The organism is Bradyrhizobium sp. 2S1, assembly GCF_011516625.5.
In the GTDB taxonomy this organism is placed as follows: Bacteria; Pseudomonadota; Alphaproteobacteria; order Rhizobiales; family Xanthobacteraceae; genus Bradyrhizobium; species Bradyrhizobium septentrionale.
Genome location: NZ_CP147717.1, coordinates 3514622 through 3531175, shown reverse-complemented (window position 1 = coordinate 3531175; position 16554 = coordinate 3514622). Strand labels below are relative to the sequence as shown.

The following is a 16554-nucleotide window of genomic DNA, read 5'->3' as shown; positions in this document are numbered from 1 at the left end:
GTCGGTGATCCGCGTCCTACGCCACCTGTCTCGCCGGGCTCGCGGCCTGATCCGCCGCACCGGTCCGGCGCGCCGGCAGAAACTCGATCGCCTCATCCTTCAGCGAACCGAAGCGCAGCGTCACGATGTCGAGCGCATAGTTCTGGTAGAGCCGCCACGGCCGGCGCGAGCCCTGCTTGGGGAATCTGGCGGCGGCGCGCTGGATATAGCCGGAGGAAAAATCCACCCAGGGCAGCTCGGTGACATCAGGGTCGTTCCGCCGCGGCGTCACTTGTGCGTAGCCGTGCGCCTTCATGTGGTTGAGCATGCGGCAGACATATTCGCAGGTCAGGTCGCATTTCAGCGTCCAGGACGCGTTGGTGTAGCCGAAGGCGGCGGCGAGGTTCGGCACGCCCGAGTACATCAGCCCCTTGTAGTTCATGGTCTTCGACAGATCGACGGGCGCGCCGTCGACATTGATCTCGAGCCCGCCGAGCACCTGCAGATCGAGGCCGGTCGCGGTCACCACGACGTCGGCGTCGAGCATATTGCCGCTCTTGAGCTTGATGCCGCCAGGCGTGAAGGTCTCGATCTGGTCGGTGACAACGGACGATCCGCCGCTGCGCAGCGACTGGAAGAGATCGCCGTTCGGCACCAGGCAGAGCCGCTGGTCCCACGGATTGTAGCTCGGCGTGAAATGCGTGGCGACGTCGTAGTCGGGGCCGAGCGCGTGGCGCACGCCGCCGAGGATCAGCTTCTTCACGCGCTCCGGATCGCGCTTGCAGAGCCGGTAGAAATACATGCCGAACAGCACGTTCTTCCAGCGCGTGAGGCCGTAGGCGAGCTTGGCCGGCAGCCGCGCCCGCAGCCAGTTGGCGACCTTGTCCTCGTCCGGCCGCGCCACGACATAGGTCGGCGAACGCTGCAGCATCGTGACATGGGCGGCGGTCTTGGCCATTTCCGGCACCAGCGTCACCGCGGTCGCGCCGCTGCCGATCACCACCACCTTCTTGCCGGCATAGTCGATGTCGTCAGTCCACTTTTGCGGATGGACGAGGCGGCCGGCGAAATCGCCGATACCGGGGAAATCAGGCGTGTAGCCGTGTTCATATTTGTAGTAGCCGCTGCACATGAACAGGAAGTTGCAGGTGAGGCGCTCGATCGTCTTCTCCGGCCCGCGCTCGACCTCCACCGTCCATTGCGAGTCGGCAGACGACCAGTCGGCACTGATGACGCGGTGGTTGAAGCGGATCTTCTTGTCGATGCCATAGACGCGCGCGGTCTCGCGCACGTAGCTCAGGATCGACGGGCCATCGGCGATCGCCTTCGGCTCGGTCCACGGCCGGAACGAATAGCCGAGCGTGTACATGTCGGAGTCGGAGCGGATGCCGGGATAGCGGAACAGGTCCCAGGTGCCGCCGATGCAATCGCGGCCTTCGAGAATGGCGTAGCTGCGGTCCGGGCAGTTGGTCTGCAAATGGTAGCCGGCGCCGATGCCCGAGAGCCCCGCGCCCACAATCAACACGTCGAAATGCGCGGACATGCCCTGACCCTCCCGTGGCAGTATTGACAATCCGTATTGTCAGATACCTTGACATCTGACAATGGCTCATGTCAATAGACTTTCATGGCAAGCAGCCGAAAAGCCCGCCTCTACGGCGGTATGGACGCCGAGGAACGCCGCGCCGAGCGGCGGCTCAGGCTGATCGACGCGGCGATCGAAGTGTATGGCGAGGTCGGCTACCGCGTCGCAACCGTGAAGGCGATCTGCGAGGCAGCCGAGCTGACCGAGCGCTATTTCTACGAATCCTTCGCCAACAGCGAAGCGCTGCTGATCGCAGCCTACAATCATGTCGTCGGCCATTTGCACGAGGAGATGATTGCTGCCGCCGCAGCCGCCGGCGACGATCCCGAGGCAAGATTGCGCGCCGCGCTGACACTGTATTTCACGCGGCTGAAGCAACATCCGAAACCGGCGCGGGTCTTCCTGCTGGAGATTTCCGGCATCAGTCCGGCGGTCGATGCCGTCAAGCTCGACGCCTTGCGGGTCTTCAGCGACATCCTGGTGCCGCCGACGTCCGATCAGAAGCGCGGCGACAAGGCCGGGGCGGCGACGCTGCTCTCGAACGGCATGGTCGGCGCGGTCATCTCGATCGCGCTGCGCTGGGTGTCGAAGCAATATCCGCAGGCGGTCGAGGACGTCGTCGCGATCGCGGCCAGCTTCTGCCGGGTGGCGCTGACCGAGGCCAACAGGCGCACACTTTCATCGTAGGAGACGAGCCGTGCGCGCAGCCGTGTTCAGGAACGGAAACATCGTCACCGACAATATCCCCGATCCTGTGCCGGCCGCCGGCCAGGTGCTGGTCAAGACGCTGGCCTGCGGCATCTGCGGCTCCGATCTGCACGCGCGCAAGCATGCCGGACACACCGCGAAACTGATGAAGCACTTTCCCGGCCGCCAGCCGATGGACCTGTCGCGCGATATCGTGTTCGGCCACGAATTCTGCTGTGAAGTGCTCGACTACGGTCCGGCGACCCAGAGGCGGTTCAAGCCTGGCGCGCGGGTCTGCTCGGTGCCGGTTCTGCTCGGCGCGAGCGGGCCGCAGGGCATCGGCTATTCCAACGATATCGCCGGCGGCTATGCCGAGCGGATGCTGCTGACCGAGCCGTTGATGATCGAGGTGCCGAACGGCCTCGCCGCCGAGCACGCCGCGCTGACCGAGCCGCTTGCGGTCGGGCATCCACGCGGTGGCCAAGGCAGGTATCCGCGGCGATGAAGTGCCGCTCGTGATCGGCTGCGGGCCGGTTGGGCTGGCGGTGATCGCCGCCCTGAAGCTGCGCGGCCTGCATCCGATCGTCGCTTCGGACTATTCGCCGGCGCGGCGCGCGCTCGCGGAGAAGATGGGCGCCGACGTCGTGGTCAACCCGGCCGAGACCCAGCCGTTCACGGCCTGGGCGCAGCACGCCGAGATGACGCCGGAGCAGAAGGCGGCGCGGCCGCCGTTCCAGGCCTTCCTGCCGCCGCTCAAGCCCGGCCTGATCTTCGAATGCGTCGGCATTCCGGGCTTGCTGCAGCAGGTGTTCGAGGGCGCGCCGCGCGATGGGCGCATCGTCGTGGTCGGCGTCTGCATGGAGAGCGACACCTCCGAGCCGCTGCTCGGGGTCCTCAAGGAATTGTCGCTGCAATATGTCTACGCCTACACGCCAGAGGAATACGCGCTGGCGCTGCACCTGATCGCCGAGGGCAAGGTCGACGCTTCAGCGATGGTTACCGCCACGATCGGCCTCGACGGGGTGGCGCAGGCATTCAGCGATCTCGCCAATCCCGAGCGTCATACCAAGATCATCATCCAGCCCAATCGCTGAGCCGGGGCTTCGCGCGTTATCGAGCCGGAACGCCCAAACCCGCCGGATTCGCCGATTTTCGATGATGTTTCGCCAAGGTTTCCGGGCCCGGCCCGCGGCCGGGTCGCTGATTTAGCTTGCATATTCGGCAGCCTGGGCTTTCTTATGCATGGTACCGGGCGCAAGCAGGTCCGACCTGTTTCGTCCTGTGAAACAACGAAAATCGGGCGGAGCTGAGCCTTTGGTCGACGTGCACCGGCTGGACGACGTGACCGCGCGCCTCGGCGACGTGGTGCTCGATCCCGCGACCTGGCCGTCCTTCATGGACGAGGTCTGCGCCGCCGTCGGCGCGACCGGGGCTGCGATGCTACAGAGCGATATCCGCACCGAAGACATTCCGCGCACGCAATCGATCACCGATTATTTCACCAAGACCTACTTCCCGCAGAATTTTCATCTCACCGACATCCGCGCGGCGCGCGGCGTGCCGCTGATGCTCGCCGGTGCCGACGTCATCACCGATGCGGACCTGTTTGCGTCCGAGACCGAGATGCTGCGCGATCCGCTCTACACCACGCTCGGCGAGTTCGGCCTGAAATGGTTTGCGGCCGTCAGCTTCCGCTCCGGCCCGGCATTGTGGGGACTGACCATCCAGCGCTCGCCGAAAGAAGGCATGTTCGAAGCCGACGAGGTCAAGGCGCTGTCGAGAATGTCGGCGCGGCTCACGGAAGCCGCGACGCTCTCCGCCGTCGTCGGCCGCTCCGCGTTGTCGGGCATCACCAGCGCGCTCGACCTGATCCAGGTCGCCGCGATTGCCGTCGGTCGCTACGGCGCCATCATCGGCATGAACGGCCAGGCGGAAGCCTGCCTCGGCCACGACCTCGCGATTCGTAACAATCGCCTCACTCTGCTCGACCGGCAGGCCAATGCCGATCTGACCCGGCTGATCGATCAACTGGCGCACAGCTCGGACCTGCAGCCATTGCCGTCATCGCCGATCGTGGTGCGCAGGATCGACAAGCGGCCGCTCGTGATCCAGATGCAGCCGGTGCCTCCCGCCGCGCGCTCGCCGTTCCTGGGAGCGCGCGCGCTCCTGTTGATCCGCTATCTCGAAGGCAACCCGGCGTTCGACCAGGCGCTGCTGGCGGCGACTTTCGAGCTGACACCGGCACAGGCGCGGCTCGCCGCGCGGCTTGCGCGCGGGGATTCGGTCGAAACTGCCGCGCAGGAGGCCGGTGTTGCCGTGGCCACTGCACGTAATCAGATCAAGACGATCTTCCAGAAGACCGGCACGCATCGGCAGGCGGAACTCGTCGCATTGCTGCACCGGGTGAAGTGAACGATTCAAGTCGAATTGTTCCAATCTTCCACGCGCTGCGAGACCAGAAATTGTTCAAATATTCCAATCGTATGCGGCACATATTCCACTGAACCAAGCGACTGGACTGCAGCTTAAAAGGGCAGGGAAATCGTCGGGTTCCGGGGTGACAAGCATCGTTAAAATGACGACAATCCGTTCACCCTGTCTGGTTCGGGTTTTGCTTGCAATGTCCGTGATGCCGTCACGATCATCGACGTTGGCTGTCGCCATTCTGGTCGCCGCTTCCATGCTGGCGCCGATGAGCGCGCACGCGCAATGGTGGCGCGGCGCACCGAAGGACTTCGAGGATTGCGCCGACCTCGCCGAGAAGGCGAAGACCAAGGAAGACAGGACCGCGCAACTCGCCGATTGCAACGCCAAGTTTGCCGGACGGCGCAAGGTAGGCGGTGGCTACACCTACTACGACTTCATGCAGGACCGCAGCTTCGATATCGCCGGTCCCAATCCGACGCCCGACGAGCAGAAGAAGATCGACCAGGAATATACCGGCTATCTCGAGAAGCAGCGACGCTCCCGCATCGTCGCCGCGTTCAACGCCAAGCAGCTCGAGCGGCAGGAAAGGCCACAGGAGCAGCCGCCGCAAATTGAGCAGGCATCACTGCACAGCGAGCCGGCGAAGGCGCCTGTCCCGGTCGCGCGACCGGTCAAGCCGCGCGTTACTGTCGTCCCGCTTCCCAAGGTGCGGCCGCAGGCGGGGAGTTGCGTCAAGGGCACGTTCTCCTGCGAATGGCCAAAGCTTTCCGAGGGACTGGACGGCTTGAAGAAGCTGTTCGCGCCGCCACCGCCGCAGCCGACCAAGCTCGCGAAGCGGAACTGATTTCCTCATATCAGTCGGTAATCACCATCGCCCAGAACCGGCGGTACGGCGACTTCGGATTGTCGACGAAGGCGACGCCCACGCGCTTGGCGCCCGGCATCAACAGGTTCTCGCGATGCCCCGCCGAATTCTCCCACTGCTTCAGCATCTCTGCGAAGGCAATGAAACCCGCGCCGATATTTTCGGCGGCGCGCTGCTTCTTCAACGGCGCGATGCGCGTGAAGAAGCTGCCGCCCGCGGAGTGGCTGACCGATCCGCTCGCTGACATCGCCTGCGCCTGCTTCAACGCCATCGCATTCAGCTTCGCGTCAAGCTTCACTGCGGACATGCGGTTGGCGCGCCTATAGGCACTGATCGAACCGGCATAGTCGGCGGCGCTTGCGGCCGTGGTCAAGCCGAGCACGAGGGTGAGCGCGAGGAGCAGCAGCTTCATCTGAGATCATCTCTGCAAGGGATCAGCGCGCGCGACTGCGCTTGTGGTGCCGGGGCGCGACCGGCTTGTGCGCAGGCATCGCCGATCGGCTCGCGGCGCGCTGCTCCTGCAAGCGCGCATCATAGCCTGGCGAAGGCACCACGGTCGGCGGCGCCGCGCGGGCTGCGCCGACACTGAGCGCAACAAGCGTGAGCAGCATGATGCAAGATCGTTTCATGATGTCACCTCCTCGGACGTTTGATCGATGTGGCGGATGATCGCCGGCCTTCACGACGATGCCGCGCGAATCTGCTCGGGCGTCAGCCCCGGCGATCCCTTGCCGGCGGCCTCCGCCTTCCGGATCAGCGTGATGACGCGGCGCGACAGCGGCGCATCGAGCCCGCGGCGATCCGCAATCGCGGTGATCACGCCCTGCAGATAATCGATCTCGGTGCGGCGGCCGCGCTGCAGATCCTCCCACATCGAGGAGCGCGCCTCGGGATCGATCTTCATGGTGCGGCCGAGCAGCATGTCGAACAGCGTGTCCGGCAGCCGCAGCAAAGGCGGCATCCAGCTCGAAGGCAGCGGCGTCGGCGATACCGGCGCAATGCCTTCGGCGCGCACCGCGGCCAAGCCCTCGGCCATCTGGTCGGCCAGCAATTGCCGCCAGCCGCGCTGCGCGAGCTGCTGCCGCAGCGGAATGTTGGACAGCGCATTGAGCGCATTGCCGAGATTGACGATCAGCTTGCCCCACTGCACGCCGTCAATATTGCCGGTGCTGCTGATCGCAAGGCCCGGCACCGAGAGCTGCGCCGCCGTGCCGGCGTCATCCTGCGCGATCACGATGTCGCCCGAGGTTGAGCGATGGAAGCGGCCGTCGCCCAGCGCGACCACGTTGAACGGCACCATGCCGCCGAGCACCTTGCGGCCCGGCAGACGGTCGCGCAGCAGCGGCACATTGCCGATGCCATTCTGCAGGCTGATCACTGCGGCGTCAGCGGGTGCGTGGCGCGCGATCAATTCGGCCATTTCAGCGGTATCGGCGCTCTTCACCGTGACCAGCACCGTCTGAACGTCGCGCAAGATCGACGGATCGTCTGACAGCATGAGCTGGTCCGCGGATACCGTCCGCTGCGAGCCGTCGAAACTGCTGACCCGCAAGCTGCCCGCGGAAATCTCCTGGATCAGCCGCGGGCGCGCCAGCAGCGCGACGCGACGGCCCGCCGCCGCCAGCATGCCGCCGACGAAGCAGCCGATGCTGCCGGCGCCCGCAATACCGATCGGCCGGTCCGTGTTCATCTGGCTAAACGTCCATTCATCGGGGATCGATAGCAGACCTTGGGTTGCCTGCCTATTTCGACGCACGGCCGGGCCGGCGTCTCGCCTTGTAACCGTCATGGGCCGAAGCTATGTTTCCCGCACGGGGCACGGTTGCGGCAGGAGACGATCATGGGTTTACTCGACGTACTCAACGGCATGCAGAACGGCCCTCGCGGTCCGAGCGCGCCAAGCACACAATCCGACAGCTCGAGCGGCGGCGGAATGTCGCCAATGACGATGGCCATCCTGGCGCTGCTCGCCTGGAAGGCCGTCAAGCATTTCACCGGCGACCAGCCGGGCACCGCCTCCCCTGAGCCGAAACCGGCGCAGGCGCCGCCGCTCCCCGGCAACGTCACCGCGGGCCTGCCGGGCGGTGCCGGCGGCGGCGGGCTCTCCGATCTGCTCCAGGGCGGCCTCGGTGGTCTTCTCGCCGGCGGTGCTGCCGGCACTGTGCTCAGCGGTGGCCTCGGCGATCTGCTCAACCAGCTGCAGCAGAAGGGCCATGGCGAGGCGGCCAATTCCTGGGTCAGCAACGGCCCCAACAAGCAGATCGCGCCCGGCGATCTCGCCAACGCGCTCGGCGCCGACCAGATCGACTCGCTGGCGTCGCAGAGCGGCATGTCGCGGGACCAGCTACTGCAGGGCCTGAGCCAGTATCTGCCCGATGCGATCAATCATCTGACGCCGGACGGGCGGCTGCCGAGCAGCGACGAACTACGCGGCAGGCTTTAGCAGCAGCGTTGATTCCATCTGAGGAGGACGACAGTCATGGGCGGCATCATCTGGGTCATCATCGTCGGCTTTATCGCGGGGATCATTGCGCGGCTCGTGTCGCCGGGACCCAACAATCCCAGCGGCTTCATTCTCACCACCGTGCTCGGCATCGCCGGCGCGTTTCTCGCGACCTTCATCGGCCAGGCCATCGGCCATTACGGTCCCGAACAGGGCGCCGGCTTCATCACCGCCACGATCGGCGCGCTGGTGGTGCTGTTCATCTGGAACAGGCTGGTCGCGGCGCGCGTGATCCCGGATTTGGGAAACAGGTGACGCCGTAGGCGTCATCCCGGGGCGATGCCTAGCATCGAACTCGGGATCTCGAAATTCCCCGATGCGCAATTGCGCATCTGAGGTCTGGTGCTAACGCACCATCCCGGAATGACGAGACAACGAACAGAAAGCTACTTCAAAATCAAAATGCCCGGGCTTGGCCCGGGCATTGTCATTTCCGCAACGGCGCCTCGTCACTGGATCAGATGCATGCCCGCGTCCATGCGAACGAACTCGCCGGTCATGTTGCTCGACGCCGGGCTCGCCAGGAAGCAGACCAGGTTGGCGATATCTTCCGCTGATGACGCGACCTTCAGCGGCACGCGCGCCACCACGGTGTCGCGCACCTGCTTGGCGCCCGCCTCGCCGCGGCCCTTGGTGAACCAGGGCGTGTCGATATAGCCCGGGCACACCGTGTTGACGCGGATCAGCGGCGCCAGCGCGCGCGCCAGCGACTGCGTCATGGTGTTGAGCGCGCCCTTGCTTGCGGCATAGGCCACCGACGAACCGCCACCGGAAATACCGGCGACCGAGGAGATGTTGACCACCGCCGAGGGACGGCTAGATGCCTTGGCACCGGCTTCGAGCAGCGCGCGCGCGGCACGGACCATCTGGAACGGGCCGATGGTGTTGACGGCATAGATGCGCTGGAAGTCCTCCGCCGTCAGTCCGTCGAGATCGTGATGCGGCACATGCTTGGTGGTGCCGGCATTGTTGACGAGCACGTCGAGGCGGCCCCAGCCCTGGGCTGCGGCGGCAATCTTCTTGCAATCCTCATCGCGCGAGACGTCGCCCTGCACCACCAGCACCTCGGCGCCCTGCTTGCGGCAGAGTTCGGCAGTTGCCTCGGCTTCCGCCTTGCTGTTGGAATAATTGATGATGATGCGCGCGCCCGCCGTGGCGAGGATTTGCGCGGTCGCGGCACCAAGTCCTGACGCGGACCCAGTCACGATCGCGCACAAGCCATCCTTCGACATCTGCATTTCCCCTGTTGTTGTGAGCCAGATGAATTCCGGCGGTGGCATACCATATCGCGCGGAAAGATACCTGCAAACCGCGCAAGGCTCCTATGTGCAAGGCCTTATGTGCAAGGCTCTTATGTATAGGCGTTCGGACCCTTTTGCAGGCTGGCCCATTGCGCATCGTCATGGCCGCAGATGATCTTGACGCCTGACGCTTCGATCCTGGCGATCTCGTCGAGCGAATTCAGGAACTGCTCGACGTCGAGGCTGTTCCGAGGCGAAGTCCGCTGATCGAGATTGGCGCGCACGCTGAGCGCGTCGGAGGCGAGCAGGAATTCGCCGCTCTGGTCGAGCTTGACCAGCGCCCCGGTCGTGCCCTTGGAATGCCCGGGCAGCGGGATCAGCGTCAGCCTGCCGTCGCCGAACACGTCCATCTGCCGGTCGAAGATTTCCATCTTCAACGGATGATCCCAATCCGCTCTGATGTATCCGCGATCCGGCGCATTGGCCGCGTTGGCGGCCTCGATCTCGAGCGCGTGGACGAAGATCGTCGCCTTCTTGAAGAAGGCGTTGCAGCCGCAATGATCGGTGTGCAGGTGAGAGCAGATCACCACGTCGATATCGTCGGGTCCAAGGCCTGTCGCCTTCAGGCTTGTCAGCACGTGATCATCCGCCGACATGATCGGCGTCATGTATTTGGCGAGCGTGCCGAGCCGCCCTTCGGGATCGGTCGCGACATCGGGATGGCATCCGGTGTCGAACAACACATTGCCTTGCGTGTGCCGCAACAGCACGCAGGACACCGGCAGGTCGATCATCTCGCCGCGCGCCGCATCCGGCAGATAGGTCCGCTTGGACATCCGCAGACGTCCGCCCGACAACATATGCATCTTCATCACGCCATCTCCCATTTTGGCTTCAAACTACATATGAGTTTTATAAAAACTCATAATAGATTTGACAGCACATTACTCACCCCTATAGCTTCCGCGCAACGCCGCGATCGCGGCAACGCGCTCAACGAAGCAGCTCTCGCAGACCGGCATCGTTGACGTCGACCTGCGGCCATCTGGGGGAAGCATACGCGACGATGTACACCGTGTTCAGCGTGTTCGCTGCGACCGCAGATGCGGCGGCGTTCAAACCCTTTCTCTGCATTCCCGCGCGTCCTGGCCGCGGCTATTTTCCCGATGGCAGCGAGTTGTCCTATGGCGACATCGTACGGCAGGTCTGCGCATTGCGCGATCAGTACCGCGCATCCGGCTTCGGCCATGGGCACCGCGCGTGCCTGCTGCTGGAGAACCGGCCTGATTTCATCGTGCATTGGTTGGCGCTCAACGGCCTCGGCGTCTCGATCGTTCCGATCAACCCGGCCTATCGCGCGGCGGAAATCGAATATCTCATTGCGCATGCTGAGCCCGACCTGATCGTCACGCTGCACGATCAGAAGGAATTGCGGAAGGCGCTGACCGGCGCCGTGCCCGTGCTTGACGTATCGGGCGACGATCTCGCCGCGAGCGTGGCGAAAATCCCGCTTGCCCGACGGCCGCCGCCCCGCACCGACAATCCCGCAAGCCAGACCGAGGCCGCGCTGCTCTACACGTCGGGCACCACGGCGCGTCCGAAGGGATGCATCCTGACCAACGAATACGTGGTAGCGACCGGCCGCTGCTACGCAAGCCACGGCGGCGAGGCGACCTATCATATCGGAACGGAGCGCCTCTACAGCCCGCTGCCGCTGTTCCACATGGCCGGCCTCACGCTCACGACGATAGCAATGATGCTGACCGGCGGCTGCCTGATCCTGCCGGAACGCTTCAACGCGAAATACGCCTGGCGCGACATCGTGTCCTGCCGCGCCAGCGTGCTGCACTATCTCGGCGTGATCGTCGCGGCCCTGCTCGCCCAGCCGGAGACGCCGGACGAGAAAGCCCATGCGCTGCGCTTTTCGATGGGCGTCGGCGCCAATCCCGAGCAGCGCGCGCGAGCCCGTGAACGCTTCGGCATCCCCTTCGTCGAAGGCTGGGGCATGACGGAGACCGGACGCAGTCCGTTCAACACGGTCGAGCCGCGCCATCTGGAAACCAACACCATCGGCCGCAGCGTGCCCGGACTCGAGATGATCGTTCTGGACCCCGACGGCAATGCGCTGCCGCCAGGCGCGGTCGGCGAACTCTGCGTGCGCCATTCCGAATCGACGCCGCGGCGCGGCTTATTCTCCGGCTACCTGAAAGACCCCGAAGCCACCGAGCAGGCCTGGCGCGGCGGCTGGTTTCACACCGGCGACAGCGCCTGGCAGCACGAGGACGGCGCCTTCGTGTTCGTCGACCGGCTGAAGCACCTGGTCCGTCGCGCCGGCGAGAACATTTCGGCCGCCGAGGTCGAGGCCGTGCTGACGACGTCGCCGCTGGTCAAACAGGCTGCAGTCGTCGCCGCGCGCGATCCCATCCGCGATGAGGAAGTTGCGGCCTTCATCGTGATCAACGATGGCGCCGACGTATTGCGCGACGTCGCGCAGGACATCTTTCGGTTCTGCCGCGAGCGCCTGGCGCCGTTCAAGTTGCCGGCCTGGATCGCCTTCGTCGCCGAGCTGCCGCTGACCTCGACCAACAAGATCCAGAAGCACGCGCTGCTCGGCGCGGACAAGGACCCGCAGTCGCATCCTGGGATGATCGACCTGCGGCAAGAGAAAACCAACGCCATAAGGCAATCGAACTAGAGGAAACCTGGGACAATGACATCGACTTACGGGTGGATCGCCGCGGGCGCTGCAATCCTGTCGGCCGCCTTCGCTGCCACGCCATCCCACGCGCAGATCTCCGACGACATGGTGAAGATCGGCGTGCTGACCGATCAAGCCGGGCTCTATGCCGACGCGGCCGGCCCGGGAGCGGTCGAAGCGGTGCGGATGGCGATCTCAGATTTCGGCGGCAAGGTGTTGGGCAAGCCGATCGCGATGGTCGATGCCGACCATCAGAACAAGGCCGACATCGGCGCCGGCATCGCGCGGCGCTGGTATGAGCAGGAGAATGTCGACGTCATCGTCGATTTCGCCAACTCCGCCGTCGCCTTCGCCGTGCTCGAGCTCACCAAGCAGAAGAACAAGGCGATGCTGGTGTCGTCGGCCGGCTCCTCCGATCTGACCGGAAAGGGCTGCTCGGCGAATTCGGTGCAATGGACCTACAACACTTATGCGCTCGCCAACAGCACGGTTCGGGCGCTGGCCAAGGAAGGCGCCAAGAGCTGGTACTTCGTCACGGTCGACTACGCCTTCGGCCACGCCTTGCGCAACGACGCCGCCAAGACGGTGGAGAAGGTCGGCGGCAGCATCACCGGCGAGGTGCGGCATCCGCTCAACAGCATGGATTTCTCGTCTTATCTGTTGCAGGCCCAGAGCTCGAAGGCAGACGTGATCGCCTTCGCCAACACCGGCGGCGATCTCGCCAATTCGATCCGGCAGGCGCAGGAATTCGGGCTGGCACAGAAGCAGAAGCTCGCCGCCTTCCTGATGCAGACCAGCGACATCCACGCGATCCGTTTGCAGCCGGCGCAGGGGCTGCAGCTTGCGACCGCGTTCTATTGGGATCTCGACGACAAGACCCGCGATTTCGCCGCGCGCTTCATGGCCAGGACCAAAAAGCGGCCGACCATGGTCCAGGCCGGTCTCTACTCCGCCGTCATGAATTATCTCAAGGCGGTCGAGAAGTCCGGCACCGACGACGGCCCCAAGGTAATCGCGCAGATGAAGGACATGCCGATCGACGACTTCTTCGCCCGCAATGCTTTCCTGCGCGAGGACGGCCAGCTGATCCACGACATGTATCTCGTACAGGTGAAATCGCCCGCGGAATCCAGGGGCGCCTGGGATTACGAGAAGCTGGTGCAGGTGATTCCGGGCAAGGAAGCGTTCGCAACGCCCGAGGAGAGCGCATGCCCGCTGCTCAAGAAATGATTGCTCGCATGGATCCGCAAACCACAAGCAAGGCTGGACATCGCATGACCGAACTGCCGCTACTCTTCACCCCGCTGCAACTGCGCGACCTCGAACTGAAGAACCGGATCATGGTCTCGCCGATGGCGACCTATTCGGCGCAGGAGGGCCGCGCGACCGATTGGCACACCGCCCATATCGGCAAGCTCGCCGCCGGCGGCGCCGGTCTCGTATTCGTCGAGCAGAGCTCGGTGAACACCCAGGGACGCATCACCCATGGATGCCTCGGCATCTGGGACGATACGCACATCGCAGGCCACGCCAGCCTCGCCGCGCTGATCCACCGCTTCGATGCCAAGGCCGCGATCCAGATCGCACATGGCGGCCGGAAGGGCTCATCGCAGCGGCCGTGGGAAGGCGGCAACCCGCTGGGTGAGGCCGACATCAAGGCGCGTGGCGAAGGCCCGTGGCAGATCGCGGCCTCGAGCAGCATTCCCTTCGACGACGGCTGGCCAGCGCCGCACATGCTGACTTCAGAGGAGATCGATACCCTGGTGAACGACTATCGCCAGGCGTTCCGCCGCGCCGGGACCGCAGGTTACGACGTCATCGAGCTGCACTGCGCGCACGGCTATCTGATGCACTCGTTCCTGTCGCCGCTGGCAAACAACCGCAACGACGATTATGGCGGCTCGCGCGAGAACCGGATGCGGCTGCCGCTGCGAATCGCCTCCATCATGCGCGAGGAATGGCCCGACCATCTGCCGGCCTTGGTCCGCATCTCGTCGGTCGACGGCGTCGATATCGGCTGGTCGATCGAAGATTCGATCGCCTTCGCAACCGAGCTGAAGGCGATCGGCATCGATATGGTCGACTGCTCGTCCGGCGGCATGAAGCTGCCGCGCGGCAACTCGCTGGTGTCGCGCACGCCGGGCTTCCAGGTGCCCTTCGCCGAACGCATCCAGAAGGAAGCCGGTATGCCGACGGTCGCGGTCGGGCTGATCCGCGAGCCAGACTACGCGGAAGCCATCTTGCGGGACGGCAAGGCGACGCTTATTGCACTCGGCCGCGAACTGCTGTGGAATCCGAACTGGCCCGCCCAGACGGCACTCGCGCTCGGATGCGATCCCGAGTGGACGAACTGGCCGGAGCAATATGGCTGGTGGCTGAAGCGGCGGGTGGCGCAGCAAGGACGATAAGCGATGCCGGTGGCGAAGAAAGATGTGGCGGCTACCGGTCCTGCGACCGGCGCGCGGTCTTTCGACAGCCCCGGCGACACCTCGCGCGACCTGCCGAAGATGGACAATGCGGTCAAGTCGGCGCGGCGCGTGTTCGACGTGCTCGAATTCTTCGAGGAGCACCAGCGCGCCGCTTCCGCCATCGAGGTGGCTGCCGCCCTGAAATTTCCGCAGTCCAGCACCTCGGCGCTGATGCGCACGATGACGGCGTTCGGCTATCTGCACTACGACACCAGCCGCCGCACCTATATCCCGACGCCGCGGATCTCGATGCTGGGGCACTGGCTCAGCCCGGCGCTGTTCACGCGGGGGCGCCTGATCAATTTGATGGACGAGCTCTCCGAGAAGACCGGGGAGACCATCATGCTCGCGGTGCGCAACGGGCTCAGCGCGCAATATATCCATATCATCCAGGCCAAACTGCCGATGCGGCTGCATGTCAAAGCCGGCACGCTGCGGCCTCTGGCGCACTCGGGATCAGGCTACGCGCTGTTGTCGGCTTATCCGGACAAGGAAGTCAGACGCCTGGTCCGCCTGATCAACGACAACGAGCCGCGGCCGGATCGGCAGATCGACATCAAGGCCTTGCTGCTGGAGCTGAAGAAGGTTCGCGCCAAGGGGCATGCCTTCTCGCTCGGCATGGTCACGCCGGGCGCCGGCGTCGTCGCCATGAACCTGCCGCCGATCGCGGAATCCAACGAGCCGCTGGTGCTGTGCGTCGCCGGGCTGAACGACGCGCTGATGGTCCAGGAGGCCGAACTCGCCGACCTCATGCGGAAGGCGATCCAGTTTCACCTGGCGGACTGAACCGATGGCGCCGGCCGATTTTCCTCCGCGCCTGGCACACAAAACCAAGGCGATCCAAAGTCCACTATGCGGAATTCGTGCACCCGGTCCAGCTTCATGCCATCCGCGCAAGTGGCCCTGCGGGCAACGCTTGTCACGGCTATGGCTTTTCCGCATCATTGAGCGCAAGACAACACCGCAAGCAGGGCCTGCCTGATGGCAGGACCCAAGCCAATCAACACGAGGAACGCTGTGGCGGAGAGTGAGAACATCGTCGCCGAGACCGCGGGAAAGATTTTCGCCGACCTCGCGGATGCCCAGACCATCAATCACGACAAGCAGGGCGCATGGAAGGCGCCGCTGTGGCAGGCGCTGACCGAAGCCGGTCTGCCGCTGTCCTGGGTGCCCGACGATCTCGGCGGTTCCGGCGCCAGCCTCGCCGAAGGTTTCAGCGTCCTCAACGTCGCCGGGCGGCATGCGATCGCTGTTCCGCTGGCCGAAACAATGCTGGCCGGCTGGCTGCTGACGCAAGCCAGGATCGCCTCCCCGGAAGGCGAGATGACCGTGCTGCCGGCAAGCCCGAAGGACCGCGTTACGCTCAACGCCGACGGCTCTCTCTCCGGCCGCGCCCGCGGCGTGCCGTTCGCGAAAGACGCGAAACATTTCGCGGTGCTGGCTGATAGCAATGGCGGCATCTCGATCGCGCTGGTCGATGCCGCCAAATGCCGGATCGAATCCGGCATCGGACTTGGCGGCGATCACAACGACACCGTCACGCTCGACAAGGTGCAGCCGGTCACGACCAAGCCCGCGCCAAAGGGCTTTGACCAAACCACGCTGATGCTGATGGGCGGCGTGGTGCGCAGCCTGCAGATTGCAGGCGCACTGGAATCGATGCTCGACATCTCCGTGCGCTATTCCAACGAGCGCGTCGCCTTCGAGAAGAAGATCTCGAAATTCCAGGCGGTGCAGCACAACCTCGCCCGCCTCGCCGGCGAGTCGGCCGCGGCGCTGGCCGCCGCGACCTCAGCGGCCGATACCATTGCAAGCGCGAACTCGCTGAACAATGACGCGGTGTTCCTCGAAGCCGCCTCCGCAAAAATCCGCTGCTCGGAAGCAGCCGAGAAGGGCGGCGGTATTGCGCATCAGGTGCACGGCGCGATCGGCTTCACCAACGAGCACATCTTGCACCGCTACTCGCTACGGGCGCTGGCCTGGCGTGACGATTTCGGCTCGGAGAGCTATTGGGCGGTCGAGCTCGGCAAGCTCGTCGCCGAGCGTGGCGCCGACGAACTGTGGCCGCTGGTGGCTTCGCGCTGAGATCAGGACAGAGACA

General features: G+C 64.7%; 18 protein-coding genes. 12 read left to right on the top strand and 6 right to left on the bottom strand.

What is annotated here, in order from left to right:
* Positions 1-16: 16 nt before the first annotated feature.
* On the bottom strand, positions 17-1522 hold the full coding sequence (locus HAP54_RS16625; RefSeq protein WP_166301773.1) for a flavin-containing monooxygenase: 1506 nt from the start codon (positions 1520-1522) through the stop codon (positions 17-19).
* A gap of 84 nt (positions 1523-1606) precedes the next feature.
* On the opposite strand from HAP54_RS16625, the gene HAP54_RS16620 reads away from it, so the two are divergent.
* The 5 genes from HAP54_RS16620 to HAP54_RS16600 all read left to right on the top strand — a co-directional run bounded on the left by HAP54_RS16620 (position 1607) and on the right by HAP54_RS16600 (position 5522).
* A complete protein-coding gene (locus HAP54_RS16620) occupies positions 1607-2251 on the top strand; it encodes a TetR/AcrR family transcriptional regulator (RefSeq protein WP_166301770.1) in 645 nt (214 codons plus the stop codon).
* Positions 2252-2261: 10 nt separating this feature from the next.
* Complete coding sequence (locus HAP54_RS16615) at positions 2262-2756, top strand: alcohol dehydrogenase catalytic domain-containing protein (protein ID WP_224741899.1); 495 nt, start codon at positions 2262-2264, stop codon at positions 2754-2756.
* On the top strand, positions 2728-3345 hold the full coding sequence (locus HAP54_RS16610; protein ID WP_224741900.1) for a zinc-binding dehydrogenase: 618 nt from the start codon (positions 2728-2730) through the stop codon (positions 3343-3345). The genes HAP54_RS16615 and HAP54_RS16610 overlap by 29 nt, the downstream gene beginning before the upstream one ends.
* Positions 3346-3565: 220 nt before the next feature.
* Positions 3566-4663 (top strand): helix-turn-helix transcriptional regulator, encoded by a 1098-nt coding sequence (locus HAP54_RS16605; RefSeq protein WP_166301767.1) that lies wholly within the window; start codon positions 3566-3568, stop codon positions 4661-4663.
* Between the two features lie 217 nt (positions 4664-4880).
* Positions 4881-5522 (top strand): hypothetical protein, encoded by a 642-nt coding sequence (locus HAP54_RS16600; RefSeq protein WP_414646199.1) that lies wholly within the window; start codon positions 4881-4883, stop codon positions 5520-5522.
* A gap of 10 nt (positions 5523-5532) precedes the next feature.
* Here HAP54_RS16600 and HAP54_RS16595 read toward each other — a convergent pair whose 3' ends face one another.
* The 3 genes from HAP54_RS16595 to HAP54_RS16585 are packed head-to-tail and all read right to left on the bottom strand — an operon-like array spanning position 5533 to position 7233.
* Entirely contained in the window at positions 5533-5955 is a 423-nt protein-coding gene (locus tag HAP54_RS16595; protein WP_166301761.1) for a CAP domain-containing protein, read from the bottom strand.
* 22 nt (positions 5956-5977) lie between these two features.
* Positions 5978-6172, bottom strand: coding sequence for a hypothetical protein (locus HAP54_RS16590; RefSeq protein ID WP_166301758.1), 195 nt, complete (start codon positions 6170-6172; stop codon positions 5978-5980).
* Positions 6173-6222: 50 nt separating this feature from the next.
* Positions 6223-7233: a 2-dehydropantoate 2-reductase gene (locus HAP54_RS16585; protein ID WP_166301755.1), complete on the bottom strand. Its 1011-nt coding sequence runs from the start codon at positions 7231-7233 to the stop codon at positions 6223-6225.
* A gap of 150 nt (positions 7234-7383) precedes the next feature.
* Here HAP54_RS16585 and HAP54_RS16580 point away from each other — a divergent pair, with 150 nt between their 5' ends.
* Together HAP54_RS16580 and HAP54_RS16575 are read left to right on the top strand one after the other, a co-directional pair.
* Complete coding sequence (locus tag HAP54_RS16580; protein WP_166301752.1) at positions 7384-7986, top strand: YidB family protein; 603 nt, start codon at positions 7384-7386, stop codon at positions 7984-7986.
* Positions 7987-8022: 36 nt separating this feature from the next.
* On the top strand, positions 8023-8301 hold the full coding sequence (locus HAP54_RS16575) for a GlsB/YeaQ/YmgE family stress response membrane protein (protein WP_166301749.1): 279 nt from the start codon (positions 8023-8025) through the stop codon (positions 8299-8301).
* 194 nt (positions 8302-8495) lie between these two features.
* Here HAP54_RS16575 and HAP54_RS16570 read toward each other — a convergent pair whose 3' ends face one another.
* A complete protein-coding gene (locus HAP54_RS16570) occupies positions 8496-9278 on the bottom strand; it encodes an SDR family NAD(P)-dependent oxidoreductase (RefSeq protein WP_166301746.1) in 783 nt (260 codons plus the stop codon).
* A gap of 119 nt (positions 9279-9397) precedes the next feature.
* The gene (locus HAP54_RS16565; protein ID WP_166301743.1) at positions 9398-10159 is read right to left on the bottom strand and encodes an N-acyl homoserine lactonase family protein; all 762 of its coding nucleotides are present in this window, start codon (positions 10157-10159) and stop codon (positions 9398-9400) included.
* Positions 10160-10353: 194 nt separating this feature from the next.
* Between HAP54_RS16565 and HAP54_RS16560 the strand changes: the two genes are divergently transcribed.
* The 5 genes from HAP54_RS16560 to HAP54_RS16540 all read left to right on the top strand — a co-directional run bounded on the left by HAP54_RS16560 (position 10354) and on the right by HAP54_RS16540 (position 16538).
* The gene (locus HAP54_RS16560; protein ID WP_224741901.1) at positions 10354-11982 is read left to right on the top strand and encodes an AMP-binding protein; all 1629 of its coding nucleotides are present in this window, start codon (positions 10354-10356) and stop codon (positions 11980-11982) included.
* A 15-nt stretch (positions 11983-11997) separates the two neighbouring features.
* On the top strand, positions 11998-13215 hold the full coding sequence (locus HAP54_RS16555; protein ID WP_166301740.1) for an ABC transporter substrate-binding protein: 1218 nt from the start codon (positions 11998-12000) through the stop codon (positions 13213-13215).
* A 44-nt stretch (positions 13216-13259) separates the two neighbouring features.
* A complete protein-coding gene (locus tag HAP54_RS16550) occupies positions 13260-14393 on the top strand; it encodes an NADH:flavin oxidoreductase/NADH oxidase (protein ID WP_166301737.1) in 1134 nt (377 codons plus the stop codon).
* 3 nt (positions 14394-14396) lie between these two features.
* A complete protein-coding gene (locus HAP54_RS16545) occupies positions 14397-15239 on the top strand; it encodes an IclR family transcriptional regulator (protein WP_166301734.1) in 843 nt (280 codons plus the stop codon).
* A 231-nt stretch (positions 15240-15470) separates the two neighbouring features.
* Positions 15471-16538, top strand: a complete 1068-nt coding sequence (locus tag HAP54_RS16540; protein WP_166307944.1) for an acyl-CoA dehydrogenase family protein — start codon at positions 15471-15473, stop codon at positions 16536-16538.
* The last annotated feature ends 16 nt before the right edge of the window (positions 16539-16554 follow it).